This is a genomic window from Acinetobacter sp. YH12120, from assembly GCF_013418795.1.
Taxonomy (GTDB): Bacteria; Pseudomonadota; Gammaproteobacteria; order Pseudomonadales; family Moraxellaceae; genus Acinetobacter; species Acinetobacter towneri.
This window is the reverse complement of the sequence record NZ_VPBI01000005.1, coordinates 19,963-33,285: the sequence shown is the minus strand read 5'-3', so window position 1 is coordinate 33,285 and position 13,323 is coordinate 19,963. Positions and strand designations below refer to the sequence as shown.

Sequence of the window (13,323 nt, the reverse complement as noted above, 5' to 3'; positions counted from 1 at the left end):
TCCTCAAGCAGGTTGGGTATCAGGTCATCCTGTTTTTAACTCAAACCGATCTGTTATTGAGCACACACTAAAAGACTGCATTCCAAGTTAGCTGGATGAAATTTTCATAAGCACCAAACCTGAAATAATCAGAACTGCAGCCAACATACGCATAGCACTGGCAGGTTCGCCTAAAACAAAAATACCGACTAAAAATGAACCGACTGCGCCTATACCTGTCCAAATCGTATAAGCCGTGCCTAATGGCAAAGTACGCATGGCATAGGCCAAAAGCGCAAAACTTAAAATCATAAAAAAGATAGTCACGATACTGGGCGTTAATTTACTAAAGCCGTCAGACAACTTCATGGAGTATGCCCAAACCACTTCAAAAATACCCGCCAATATCAACATCATCCAGGCCATAACGCCCTCCTTCAATAGCATGAAATCAGGCCGTCCTGAAGATTTTTCTTGTCGAGTGTTCAGTCACTTTGACTATTTCTAAAAACCCAAACAAGGGAGGTCGTTCCTCCTGTTGCAATTTAAGCCACCGCGCAGCGATGATCCGTCTATTTTAAACTTAAAATTTTGCGCGCACCATTCAATACAAACATGGCCACAACTAAGCCAATAATCAGGTCTGGATAATTCGACCCTGTCAGCATCACCAAACCGCCCGCGATAATCACACCTAAATTCACAATCACATCATTGGCGGAAAAAATATAACTGGCTTGCATGTGGGTTCCACCATCTTTATGCCCTGAAATTAGCCATAAACAGGTGACGTTTGCCAGCAATGCCACAGCACCAATGACCATCATCAACATGGATTCAGGCTCACTGCCTAAGAAGAAACGGCGCAGGACATCAAAGATAACCAGTGCAGCCAAACCCAGTTGTACCCAACCAGACAAATGTGCAGCTTTGAGCTGTTTCTTGGCGGATTGACCCACGACAAATAAAGCCAAACCATACACGGCGGCATCGGCAAACATATCTAAGGAGTCAGCAATTAACCCAGTCGAAGATGCAATTAAACCTGCAATTAATTCCACCAAAAACATAGCGGCATTAATACCAAGCAAGGCATATAGCACTTTTTGTTGTGCAGCGCTGTTAGATACAGGCAGTTCAGTTTGTGTATTGGCTTCAGTCTGTTGCAACACAGCACCCAAACCCAATGCTTCTAATTTATGGGTAATTTCTGTGGCAGATTGGTTGCTGTGATAAACCTTTAAAAGTCGTGCAGGTGAATCAAAAGACAAGGCTGCAATATCATTATGATCTGCCAAAGCAATCCGCACCATTTGTTCTTCTGCGCCACAATCCATTTTAGGAATATGGTATGCACTCACCCACGGACTCAAAAGTTCCGAATCCAAAATTGTTGCTTTATCTGCCTTGGCAGTCGTTGCAGATGTACAGCTATTTTGATCAGCACAGCTTTTTTCTGTATCGCAAGACGAACCACAGCCTGTATCGCCACATGACTTGGAGTGTGTAGGCGCAGTTGCACAAGGCTGGTTTACATTTTTTTGCGTATCACAACCACAGCCAGTATTGTTTAGATTTTGGTTTTCTAAGTTTTTATCTTGATTCGATTGAGGATCTTGAGTTGATGAAGACATACGCCACACCCAAAAATACAATAGGCTCAGTATAAACCAAGCCTATGTATTTAGGGACAATCTATTCTATTTAGAAGCAGCAACGATCCATTGACTTAATCATTGATAAATACCCCTAATCATTAAAACCTGAAACGCAAGCCTATCGCATATAAGCCGCTCTGCTCGGAATCGGTTGCAGACTGCCAATCAGTGTGTTGATCACCTTTCGTATACTCATAACCTGCACTGATATACGGCATGATGTTCTTGCTGATTTCATAACGCATTTCCACACCCACAGCTGCGCGGTTGAGTCCTGTTTTTTTCGCATATTTGGCATCATCCTGCAGAATAACATCTACATCTAAATAAGGCTGTGCGATCAATTTCTGAGTCAATAACAGATCCCGTGTGGTTTCCAAACTCAAAGCCGCATATTGATCCTCACCCAAATAAAAATAAGCATCGGTTTCAAAAAAATATGGAGCTAAACCATGTAAGCCAAACACAGCGTCAAACTTATCTTCTCGGTCTGTTTGATGCTCTTGCTGATTCACTTCGTGTCGATAACGCACACCTGCTTGCACATCCCAAAAATCTGAAATCATACGACTGTATAACAACTTGGCATCATATTCAGTCGCTTGTGACTCTTGCTTATCGCTATGAATTTTCACAAACAACTTGTTTTCATCAGTTCCGATACGAGTTTGTAATTTAGATTTGAGCACTCCCTCGGCATGATCATTCACTTGCCATTGCGTATCTAAAGTGCTCACCGCGTACACCTGCGCACCATGTTCTTTACGATGATCGTGTGACTGCGACTCTTGCACGGACGAATCGGATTGATGCGATTGATGCGATTGATGCGATTGATGCGATTGATGCGATTGATGCGATTGATGCGATTGATGCGATTGATGCGATTGAGTATCAGCCTGAGCTGCAATTGTTGCAATCTCTGCTGAACTGGCATGTGCACTATGCACCTCTGTCGCTGCTAGCCCAACTGTACTGATGCAGCAGACAGAAATACTTAAAACTGTTTTCGCAAAAAGATTAATGTTGTGCATGTGCTGCTCCTTTTTGCGCTGTCGCTGAAGGGGTTTGAGTGGCTTGAATTGCTGTGGTTGAAAGCGGTTCATTTTCACTCACCTGCGCTACAATCAATTTATTCATCATTCCCGCGCTCATGTGATAGAGCAAATGACAATGTATTGCCCATTCACCTAATTCATCTGCAGTAAGCAGTGCAGTTACAGTTTGACCTGGCGGCACAATTAAGGTGTGTTTATTCGGCATTTCTGCTGCCGTTTGACCATTTTCCAACTGCATAAACATGCCATGTAAATGCATTGGATGTGCCATCATGCTGTCATTGATAAATTTAATCCGAATACGCTCACCATATTTCACCTTGAGTGGTGTGGCATCACTAAATTTCTTACCGTTGATTGTCCAGATATAACGCTCCATCGTACCGCCTAAACGCACGACCAATTCACTGCTTGGTTCACGTGTATCTGCTTGTGGCTGCAGCGATTTCAAATCTTCATAGTGCAAGGCTTTATGCCCCGCGGGTGTAGAAGCATTTGCCCATCCATATACCACCGCATTTTTGTGTTCTGTTGAAGGCATGCCATATTGTGTATGCGTATTTTCAGACATTGTTGCATGGTTCATCTTGGAATGATCCATTTCCGACATTACCGCATGATTCATCTTGGAATGATCCATTTCCGACATTACCGCATGATTCATCTTGGAATGATCCATTTCTGACATCGCTACATGGTTCATCTTGGAATGATCCATTTCCGACATCGCTGCATGATTCATCTTGGAATGATCCATCTCCGACATTGCTGCATGGTTCATCTTGGAATGATCCATATCCGACATCGCTGCATGGTTCATCTTGGAATGATCCATTTCCGACATCGCTGCATGGTTCATTTTGGAATGATCCATTTCAGACATCGCTGCATGATTCATTTTTGAGTGATCCATTTCAGACATCGTTGCATGGTTCATCTTGGAATGATCATCGCCTGAATGCTCTGCAGCATGCCCCATATCTTGCATGGTGAGTAAAGCACGCGGGCGCGCTGCAGGGAGCTGTAGATTTGATGTTGCAGAATGAAGTTCACTCTGCAAGCTACCCACAGCAAAACCTGAGCGGTCTATTGATTCCGCTTCAATTTGATAATGCGCTGCTTGAGGTTCAACAATCACATCGTAGGTTTCTGCAGTGCCGATACGAAATTCATCCACAGTAACAGGTTTGACTGGCTGACCATCGGCACTGACCACTGTCATTTTTAAGTTTGGAATCCGCACATCATAAAACGACATGGCAGAGGCATTGATAAAACGTAAACGCACTTTTTCATTTGGCTTAAATACACCTGTCCAGTTCTGTTCAGGTGTCTTGCCATTCATTAAAAAAGTATAGCCTGTGACATCGGAAAGGTCGGTTTTCAGCATGCGCATCTGATTCCACATTTTGCGGTCTGACCATGTGGCTTTTAGCCCATCACGCTGTACTTGACGCCAAACATCACCTAAGGTTTCACGCTGATTTTGATAAAACTCGGCTGAAATTTTTAAATCTTTCTGAATTTGATTGCTAGATTTTTCATGAAAATCTGACAGCATCACCACATAATCACGATCTGTGTATTCATGTGCGTTTACGGCTGGCTTGGCTTTAGGATGAATCACCAAAGAGCCGTATAGACCATCTTGTTCCTGACCTTTGGAATGTGCGTGATACCAATAGGTACCACTTTGACGTACTTTAAATTGATAAACAAAATGTCCTTGTGGCTTAATCCCTTGAAAACCATTAAATCCAGGCACACCATCCATCAAACCGGGCAACAATAAACCATGCCAGTGAATAGATGAGTCCTGATTTTTTAATTGATTATTAACGTGAATTACCGCCTCATCGCCTTCTTCAAATTCGAGTGCAGGCGCGGGAAATTGTCCATTGACTGTAATACGTTGAACAGGTTTTCCCGTGATATTGACCGTTTGTTCTGCAATGGTCAGGTGATATTCCTTGACCGCAGCAAATGCAGAACTCGAACACAATGCACAGACTGTTAAAAACAGCGCAGGCTGATAAAATTTAGACATGACTTAATCCTTAAAATAAAACGTAAAGGTGTTTTGAATTCAGGATTAAGCTTTGGGTGGACGTAAAATTTGCTGCCAATGCCCAAGTAAATGTTGAGCTTGATAAGCAGGCAATAGAATATTGACCGATGTAAGTGCTATAGGTTGAATCAGTTCAGGGACTTGCACATTCAACACACTGTTTAAGCTTTGACAATGCAACTGCGCACAGTCCTGACAATTCGTCTTTGCAGTAGAAAAATCAGCCGAGCCATAACAATCTGCCGCATTTAAATCGGTATCCGTTGCGGATGTGTGCTGACTGAGATGATGGTTGGCCTTGGCATCATGCCCAGATATATGCTGCTTGGTTTCAGGATACGTTTGTAAAGCTGTGGTATGACAATCTGGTAAAGATGTCATTTCACTCGCTGCGGTTGCAGAATGTCGAATCTCAGACCCTGCTGCCTGATTTGACATCATCCAATCATGTGCAGGTTTTACCGCAGCACTAACAATACCACTCCACCCTATGACAAATGCCATCAGGACAACAAACCACATTTGTTTGTAGGGTTGAGTCAGCACTAAATAAATTCCTGAGTATGAAAGATGCAGACCTGAACTTGCACAAGAATTGAACATTTTTGCCAAGTACAATCCACAATCTACAATGCACTCAATATAATTCAAGCCCCACTTATACACAATATCTTCTGCATTGAAAAACAGAGTGAATCCGTGCGATTTAAAAGCCAACTAAAACAATCAAGTTATATATTAAGCAACTTATTTTTATAATTAACTGAGTAAATACTCAATAAATTCAGTGTATTTAAAATAAACAAAAAGGATTCGATTGAATCCTTTTTATACTTATTTTGTATAAGTCATAAACAATTGATGTACAAATGTTTATAAATTAATCGGCTTATCCATAGTGTTATCAACATAGATATCCATACGGTTATCTACAAAGTTATCCACAGCATAAGCACTTGTGATTGTAGAAATTTATACTTCGACTGCGCCAACTTTTGCCAATTCAGCACGCATTTCATCAATCACCGTTTTATAGTCTGGCTTGCCAAAAATTGCTGAGCCTGCAACAAACATATCTGCGCCCGCTTCTGCAATTTCACGAATATTGGCAGGTCCCACACCCCCATCGACTTCTAAACGGATATCACGACCTGAAGCATCAATGATTTGACGTGCCTGACGTAATTTCTCTAAAGTCATTGGAATGAATTTTTGCCCACCAAAACCTGGGTTCACACTCATGAGTAAAATCTGATCAACTTTATCAAGTACATAATCTAAATAATGCAGCGGTGTAGCAGGGTTAAAGACCAAACCCGCTTTTGCCCCACCCGATTTAATCAGTTGCAATGAACGGTCAATATGCTCTGAAGCTTCAGGATGGAACGTGATAATGTCTGCGCCCGCTTCTAGAAAATCACCAATCATGCGGTCTACAGGTTTTACCATTAAGTGCACATCAATTGGTGCAGTAATACCATAGTTTTTCAATGCCTTACATACACCTGCACCGAAAGTTAAATTCGGTACATAGTGATTATCCATCACATCAAAATGCACCACATCGGCACCTGCCTGAAGTACATTTTCCACTTCTTCGCCTAGACGAGCAAAATCTGCAGATAAAATAGACGGCGCAATTAAATAAGGCTTGGACATGGGAGAACCTAGCTGAATATTGGGATTGTGGCGCATTATAGCAAAGACTGCTTGATGTGGTGGATTCTGTTACGATTGGATCATTCAGTTCGATGATTCAGTTGGATCATCCAATTTAATAATTCTATATCCGCAACGCTCTGTTGCAGCATTCCACTGTTCTTTCAGTCTAGCTTTGTTATGGTGAACACCATTACTCATTTGAACAACATGCTGGTTTCAACAGATGATAAACAGTTCTGCCCATATTCAAACAACGCAAGCAAGCCGTATTGCCAAGCGTCTACTCAACCACTGGAAACATAAATTTGATGTTGCAGAAAACGCAACCCAATACCAAATTATGATGCCAAGTGCCACAATTCTGCTTACACCCCAAACACATGAGCTTGTGGTTAAAATTCAAGTAAAAAATACTGAAACAGATTTAAGTTACCTTGAACAAGTCGTGCTTGATCATTTAAGTCGTATGGGACAAACAGTATTGAGCGCAGTTTGGCAACGCTACTAACTGTTTCATGTTAAGGCGCTAAACGCTGCGTCTGTTCAAAATCCTTAACCGCTTGAATACGTTTTTGTGTTGCAGGATGGCTTTGCAAAAAATCCAAAGGGCTTTTGGCGATGTCTTCACCTGCATCTTCTGCCAAACGCTCCAAAAAATGTGCAAAATGAATGGTTGGAATGCCCTGAGCGTGCATCGTATTTAAAGCATAATGATCTGCTTCAGATTCAAAATTACGTGAATAATTTGCCCCTACGAGCGCAACAGGCAAGGTCGAAACTAAATCTGTACCATCTCCTGTAATCGCGAGCAAAATAATACTAAACCCTAAGCTCGATAAAGCCTGCTGCAAGCTGTGTCTTTCGGCCAAATGTCCTTGCTCATGTGCCAACACGCCAATGATTTCCTGATCATTCTGTGCCAATTCCACCAATTCATCGGTCAAAATAATGGTGTTATTCGGAATTGCCAAAGCATTGGCGCCTAAGCCATGACCTTGTCGAAACAACACTTTGGCAGGTGTCTCTCCTGCAATGAGCTGTCGATAATCTGTCAAAATTTTCTGCTGACGCGCTGCAGGCAATTGGCTTGGCGCTGTCATGTCTAAGATATAACGCTCTGCTTCATCACCAATTTGCTTTAAGGTATTCGCAGGCAATTGAAAGGCAACATATTTGGATGCACTTGGGATGCCCCATTGCACTGTGGCAAATACCAGCAACAACACAAAAACCAGACTAAATACAATCAGACTTGGCGTACGTTCCAATTTCCAAATAGAATGCTGCACCTGTTTATTTCGCAGTTGAAACCATTCAGGCAAGGCTTGGGAAAATTCAATACGTGCATCGTCTTTAAGTTCAATGACAGGTTGAATTTTACCCAGTGCGCCCACCAACATCATGTCTTGATAATGATAGTGTCGTTGTTGCTGTAAATTTTCACCGTAGCGGATGAGTACCGACTGAGCATCTACAGGAGAGATTTTGGCAGCCCATGGTTTAGACACTACACCATCATAAAACACTACATCCACGACCTGTGCCGCCATCTTCTTCTCCTAGCTTACAGCGATACATCAATATCAAAAATATCACTGATTTCTTCTGCAAGTGCGCTATGTTCAGCCTGCAGTTTATTGATCATCAAATCTGGATCATTTTTTAAATGTAGACTCAAAGACTCAACCTGATAACGATATAAACGAATGGCTGCCCATGGGGTCATTAAACCCAAACTCAGAACTTTCACAATCCAATTGGTCACCACAATCCAAGTATAGAGCCACTGCCCGCAATCGGTCTGAAATTCGCTACGACTGATACTGGTATTGTTCCATGTGGTGATAAAAATTCGCGCCGACATCAACGGCCAAATTAAAAATATCCCCAACAAATAAACCGCTAAAAACAACCAAACCAACTGCGTAGGATTGCGACTCAACTGTCCTGCCAAAGCCAACATCATCCCGACAGCAAGCAAAATGCCAAAGAACAATAAAATAGGCATATACATCGCGCGCATATAGGCTGGCCAATCTGCTTTCAGCTTAAATTTAAGCTGTCCTGCATATAAATGGTCTAGGCAATAACGCTTATACATCCACACCAACATAGGAAAAAATAAGCCCAAAGTAAACAAATTAATTACGATACATTTTAGAAATACCCAATAGGCTTCTTTGTTACTGCCTGAAAAATAAAAACGGGCATTGCCAAATTTACTATTTCGCGCCTTAAAACGAATGGTTGCTCGAATCAACCACGGCACAGCCAAATATAAAGCCACCACGCCAATGACCATGGCTTTGACTGAATAATTGGAAATCACCGAGATCGCAACATAAATTCCAATAGCAATTAAACGTCCCAATAAAATTTTATGTGGGATGCCCGTGAAATCAAAACGACGTTTGATTAATTCGGTATTGCCATAAAAGTAGCGCAAACGACGTACTTTTGCCCACGGTGCATACAGCCCAAAGGTCATAATCATCAACAAAATATTGACAATCCAAATACCAAAATACTCTGAGGCACTACCATGAAACTGAAAATGATGAATCCGTCCAAGTAATGGATTCCGTGCGGGTGGCGTCGTAGGCTCCGCTGCAAAAAAGGGGGAAGATGGCATTGCTTGTTGTGGTGAATCCCATTCTGAATTGTGCATGTGATGCCTTATTTATTTTATTGTGCGGTCGTTATTTTACCCAGACACTCAAACCCAAATGAGCAATCTTTCCAAATGGTAAAAAAGCAAGTGTTCACCATTCTAATAAAAAGTGAACAACTTGCCTAGAAAAGTTTAAAAATCAATGCGTAAAATTGAGTACTTGGCTTAGTCCGCTTGCAATTGTACCGCATGGAATTGCAAATGCTGATCTATAAAGCTTTGAATGAAATAATAGCCATGATCATAGCCTGCATGTTCACGCAAACTCAGTTTTTGCCCAACTGCATCGCAAGCCTGCTGAAATAATGCAGGATTGAGCTGACTGTAGAATTGGTCTTGCAATCCCTGATCAATCAAAATTTCACTGAACAATGCACCTTTGGCCTGCACCAAAGCAGTCGCATCGTGCTGTAACCATACTTGCTGATCTGTACCCAAATAATTAGAAAATGCTTTTTCACCCCACGGGCATTGGCTTGGCGCACAAATCGGAGCAAAAGCAGACACGGACTTAAATTTGTCAGGATATTTAAACGCGAGGGTCAATGCACCATGACCGCCCATACTGTGCCCCATGATGCCAACGTGCTGTGCCTGAATTGGGAACTGTTGCAGCACCAATTGATAAAGCTCATCGGTGACAAAAGTTTCCATTTGATAATGTGCCGCCCACGGTGCTTGTGTCGCATTGATATAGAAACCTGCACCCTGTCCAATATCCCAATGGTCGCCTTTGGCAACAGCTTCGCCACGCGGTGAAGTATCTGGACTAATCAAAATCAGTCCCAATTGCGCTGCCATGTGCTGCGCATGTGCTTTAATCGCAAAGGTTTCTTCGTTACAGGTTAAACCTGCCAAATAAAATACCGCAGGGCAAGCCTGCCCCGTCAAAGCTTGTTCTGGTAAAAAAATGCCAAACTGAGTTTCAGTCTGTAAAGCATTGGAATGAAAACGATAAATCCGTTGCTCACCCTCAAAACAGCGGTTGTTCTGAATTAACTCCATCACCCTCTCCTCTTTGGCTTATTGAACAGATTGTGCACTCAATTGAATTTCAGCCGATGTTGCAACACTTTTTTGAGGAAACAAACGCTGCTCTAATTGTGGCAACATCAATTCCATATTTTTACCAATTGCCCATTGTGGCTCTGAAGGTTTAAAACCTTGCGCTTGCTCCCATTTCGCCACAGTCACTTTGGCTTCATTAAAAGCATTAGCAAAAGAGTTTTGTTCACGCATAGCCTGATCAAAAAAGGCACGACCAAAATAAGTATAATCAGCTTCGTTTGAACAACCAAACGACTCACGATCTGCTGCCGATGCAGTAATCACCAAGGTATTATCATCTTGCAAGGCGGATACAAAGCCACCTGAATAACAGGCTGAAATGACGATCACACGCCAACGAATACCCGATTTATCCAAAGTATCGCGTAACCATTTCGGATCGACCTGATTTAAGTCAAGTGGTGCATTTTCAATTTCAAAATGATCTTTTAAACCGTGTGAGGTCATATATAAAAACAGCACATCACTTTCACGGTTCATGCGTTGTCCAATACGGCGCAGCGCTAATTCAATACTAGTTTGTGAAGCAATTGGAATTACATTGCGGGTCATTGGGTTATTAATTAACACCATCGAACGCCCAAAAGTACCAAAACGAGTATCAAACTGTTCACGAATCCGTTCTATTTCAGACATAAATACGTCTTGATAACTCGCCCCTGCAACCCCTAAAAAGTACCAATGCGATTGAGCAAATTCCCCATATTGAATACTGTCTAAAGCTTTATTGAGTACACGACTTTGTGCATAAAAAGCTTCTTCGCTTAGACTTGGTGGAACTTCTTCTACCTTCCAAATGGGCTGACTTATCACTGACATTTGCCAAACCACCAAAGTGAATAAGGTCGCTAAAACAATCAGCGCACGTTCCCACCACGGCCAATGCAGCTCACGTGAAAACACCCACACTACTGCCAAACTTTGCCAAACAAACAGCACCATAAAAATGGTAGGTAAATAGTCATATAACACATACGGCAAGACATCCATCATGCCCATGTATTGAATCAAGCTTTGTAATAATGCAACGTGAGTATCTAATACCAACCACAACAAAGCAGGTACTAACAATAAACGCGGGTTATTGACACGCTGAGAAAGAATAATTCCGACAATTAAGGCAATAAAGGGCCACAAGGCATAACTGACCAAACCTTGTGGGTTAAATTCACCCACTTCTCCCGCGACCAACCAACTGAATAAGGTATTGGCAAGACCACCTAAAATCCCCCAAAAAATCAGTTGTAAGATAGAAGGACGAATAATTTGCAAAGAGCGTCGCGAACCCAAAAATAACCAAACGCCCGCAGCTTGGTTGCTTTTAAAATCGTGCCAAAAATTAATGGAGGGTTTGAAGTCAATCATAGGATTCTGTTAATCGCAGCTCGCGTTTCCACACTCCAAGTTTATGCTTGTCGTCGTAATTATCAATTGTCAATTTTAACTATATAACAAATCTTTGCGCATTATAGAAGCATTGAACGCCTTGCCACTGCTTTAGTGGTATAAATCTACCCATTGTTCAAATTTGCTTGGAAATAGGCATCAAATCGGCAAGCATCACCCTGCCATTGATGTGTGGTTTCCTGCCCCGCCAAAAATACAGCCAAACGTGGGCGCTTCACCACAACACGTTTGGCAATTTGCTGTGCCAAACCCAGTAAATGATCACCTAAATCCATTTCGCCATCTTCAGGTAACAGCAAATGTAATAACTGCATTTGTTTTTTGACTTGTGCCTGCTTTTTCTGCGCCTGTTGATGTTGATCTCGCTGCGGAAACATCGGGTCTAAATACACCACATCAACCACTTTGCCCTGCGCTGCGCAGTTGCGTAAATAATCTGCTGAATCTGTAAAAACCAACTGGATACGGGCAACAACACTTGCTAAAAAAGGATCATCTGCGGCTTGGCGTTTAGCATCCTCCAACAAAGTAAAAAGAATAGGATGACGCTCCAACAACGTGACCTGAGCACCCAAGTGTGCCATGAGTAAGCTGTCGTGTCCTAATCCTGCCGTAGCATCAATTAGGCTTGGTTTTTCCGACAAATTACAGGCACGAGCAATCATTTCCGATTTTAAAGAGGCACGTTTCAATCGCCCAACTTCAGCTTTCCAATCGGGTTGCATTTTCATGCCATTGGCACACAACCACAACCCTTCAGCATCTACACACAATGCCAATTCAGGGTTCAAACGCAAAAAACGCGCATTGAGTTTTTCTACTGTTTCAATGCACGTTTGCACGCCTCTAGACAAAAGCACAGCAGAATAATGCTGTGCTTGAGTGAGCCACTCGGCTTCGGTGTATAAGCGAAGTTCGCTTACCATAGTTTCCAGCCTGTGAATGCGAACAATAAAATGATTAAACCTGAAGCAATACGATACCAAGCAAAAATCATAAAATCACGTTTCGCCACATAAGCCACCAATGCACGGATCAGCAAAAGTGCGGAAACAAAAGAGACGATGATCCCGAAGCTGAGTACGGTCCAATCTTCAGTAGTTTGGAATACATCATAGCTTTGATATAAGTCGAGCAAGCCTGCGCCAATAATGACAGGAATTCCCAAAAAGAAGGAAAACTCAGTTGCTGCTTTTCGCGATACACCCAAGAACATCGCGCCAATAATAGTTGCACCTGAACGCGAAGTCCCCGGAATCAGCGACAATACCTGAATTAGACCAATCCAAATCGCATCTCGATAAGTTAGTTCTTCAACCTCATGGGCACGTACTTGCGGTGGATGTTTTTCAATCCACATAATAATAAAACCGCCAATAATCAAACCTATCGCCACGGCAACATCATTAAAGAGTAATTCTTTTACAGTCTGCCCAAAGGTCAATCCAATCAGAATAATTGGAATAGATGCTATGATCAGACCAAAGCCCAAGCGTCGACCTTTTTCTTCGCCAGTAAACATGCCTGTGGCTGCGCCCCATAGACGTGTCCAGTACTCATATATGACCGCTGCAATTGCTCCCATTTGAATGGCAATCACAAATACATCGCTTTTTTCTTTGGTCCAAAAGTCCATTAGCTCTGCAGCGAGAATCAAATGTCCTGTGCTAGAAATGGGTAGAAATTCGGTAATCCCTTCTACAATACCCATAATTGCCGCTTTGAGCAGCAGTAAAAGATCCATAAATAACC

The 13,323-nt window shown here is 42.3% G+C and carries 13 protein-coding genes; 1 reads left to right on the top strand and 12 read right to left on the bottom strand.

Translation table 11 applies throughout. From position 1 onward, the window contains the following. Positions 1-87 precede the first annotated feature (87 nt). The 6 genes from sugE to rpe form a co-directional block, all read right to left on the bottom strand. The gene (gene sugE, locus FTU58_RS05135) at positions 88-405 is read right to left on the bottom strand and encodes a quaternary ammonium compound efflux SMR transporter SugE (RefSeq protein WP_004975255.1); all 318 of its coding nucleotides are present in this window, start codon (positions 403-405) and stop codon (positions 88-90) included. 146 nt (positions 406-551) lie between these two features. Then, a complete protein-coding gene (locus tag FTU58_RS05130; protein WP_004975253.1) occupies positions 552-1,613 on the bottom strand; it encodes a cation transporter in 1,062 nt (353 codons plus the stop codon). Between the two features lie 122 nt (positions 1,614-1,735). Beyond that, complete coding sequence (locus FTU58_RS05125; RefSeq protein ID WP_180060653.1) at positions 1,736-2,671, bottom strand: copper resistance protein B; 936 nt, start codon at positions 2,669-2,671, stop codon at positions 1,736-1,738. Further along, positions 2,658-4,742, bottom strand: a complete 2,085-nt coding sequence (locus tag FTU58_RS05120; protein WP_179990314.1) for a multicopper oxidase domain-containing protein — start codon at positions 4,740-4,742, stop codon at positions 2,658-2,660. The genes FTU58_RS05125 and FTU58_RS05120 overlap by 14 nt, the downstream gene beginning before the upstream one ends. 45 nt (positions 4,743-4,787) lie before the next feature. Next, positions 4,788-5,309, bottom strand: a complete 522-nt coding sequence (locus tag FTU58_RS05115; RefSeq protein WP_373886004.1) for a hypothetical protein — start codon at positions 5,307-5,309, stop codon at positions 4,788-4,790. A gap of 426 nt (positions 5,310-5,735) precedes the next feature. Next, positions 5,736-6,422, bottom strand: coding sequence for a ribulose-phosphate 3-epimerase (gene rpe / locus FTU58_RS05110; protein ID WP_004975246.1), 687 nt, complete (start codon positions 6,420-6,422; stop codon positions 5,736-5,738). A gap of 229 nt (positions 6,423-6,651) precedes the next feature. Between rpe and FTU58_RS05105 the strand changes: the two genes are divergently transcribed. After that, the gene (locus tag FTU58_RS05105; RefSeq protein ID WP_180062195.1) at positions 6,652-6,933 is read left to right on the top strand and encodes a DUF2218 domain-containing protein; all 282 of its coding nucleotides are present in this window, start codon (positions 6,652-6,654) and stop codon (positions 6,931-6,933) included. Between the two features lie 10 nt (positions 6,934-6,943). Here FTU58_RS05105 and FTU58_RS05100 read toward each other — a convergent pair whose 3' ends face one another. The 6 genes from FTU58_RS05100 to FTU58_RS05075 form a co-directional block, all read right to left on the bottom strand. Further along, entirely contained in the window at positions 6,944-7,975 is a 1,032-nt protein-coding gene (locus FTU58_RS05100; protein WP_180062166.1) for a M48 family metallopeptidase, read from the bottom strand. 14 nt (positions 7,976-7,989) lie between these two features. Next, the gene (locus FTU58_RS05095) at positions 7,990-9,093 is read right to left on the bottom strand and encodes a YjgN family protein (RefSeq protein ID WP_180062165.1); all 1,104 of its coding nucleotides are present in this window, start codon (positions 9,091-9,093) and stop codon (positions 7,990-7,992) included. Between the two features lie 168 nt (positions 9,094-9,261). Next, positions 9,262-10,101 (bottom strand): S-formylglutathione hydrolase, encoded by an 840-nt coding sequence (gene fghA / locus FTU58_RS05090; protein WP_180062164.1) that lies wholly within the window; start codon positions 10,099-10,101, stop codon positions 9,262-9,264. Between the two features lie 18 nt (positions 10,102-10,119). After that, positions 10,120-11,529 (bottom strand): C13 family peptidase, encoded by a 1,410-nt coding sequence (locus FTU58_RS05085; protein WP_180062163.1) that lies wholly within the window; start codon positions 11,527-11,529, stop codon positions 10,120-10,122. 146 nt (positions 11,530-11,675) lie between these two features. Continuing rightward, a complete protein-coding gene (locus tag FTU58_RS05080; RefSeq protein ID WP_179989105.1) occupies positions 11,676-12,497 on the bottom strand; it encodes a class I SAM-dependent methyltransferase in 822 nt (273 codons plus the stop codon). Further along, on the bottom strand, positions 12,491-13,315 hold the full coding sequence (locus FTU58_RS05075; protein WP_180062162.1) for an undecaprenyl-diphosphate phosphatase: 825 nt from the start codon (positions 13,313-13,315) through the stop codon (positions 12,491-12,493). Before FTU58_RS05075 ends, FTU58_RS05080 begins: the two co-directional genes overlap by 7 nt. Positions 13,316-13,323: the final 8 nt, after the last annotated feature.

Coding starts and splice junctions, on each gene's coding strand:
- sugE (WP_004975255.1), bottom strand. CDS start 405: ATGGCCTGGATGATGTTGATATTGGCGGGTATTTTTGAAGTGGTTTGG.
- FTU58_RS05125 (WP_180060653.1), bottom strand. CDS start 2,671: ATGCACAACATTAATCTTTTTGCGAAAACAGTTTTAAGTATTTCTGTC.
- FTU58_RS05095 (WP_180062165.1), bottom strand. CDS start 9,093: ATGCACAATTCAGAATGGGATTCACCACAACAAGCAATGCCATCTTCC.
- FTU58_RS05120 (WP_179990314.1), bottom strand. CDS start 4,742: ATGTCTAAATTTTATCAGCCTGCGCTGTTTTTAACAGTCTGTGCATTG.
- rpe (WP_004975246.1), bottom strand. CDS start 6,422: ATGTCCAAGCCTTATTTAATTGCGCCGTCTATTTTATCTGCAGATTTT.
- FTU58_RS05100 (WP_180062166.1), bottom strand. CDS start 7,975: ATGGCGGCACAGGTCGTGGATGTAGTGTTTTATGATGGTGTAGTGTCT.
- FTU58_RS05085 (WP_180062163.1), bottom strand. CDS start 11,529: ATGATTGACTTCAAACCCTCCATTAATTTTTGGCACGATTTTAAAAGC.
- FTU58_RS05075 (WP_180062162.1), bottom strand. CDS start 13,315: ATGGATCTTTTACTGCTGCTCAAAGCGGCAATTATGGGTATTGTAGAA.
- fghA (WP_180062164.1), bottom strand. CDS start 10,101: ATGGAGTTAATTCAGAACAACCGCTGTTTTGAGGGTGAGCAACGGATT.
- FTU58_RS05130 (WP_004975253.1), bottom strand. CDS start 1,613: ATGTCTTCATCAACTCAAGATCCTCAATCGAATCAAGATAAAAACTTA.
- FTU58_RS05080 (WP_179989105.1), bottom strand. CDS start 12,497: ATGGTAAGCGAACTTCGCTTATACACCGAAGCCGAGTGGCTCACTCAA.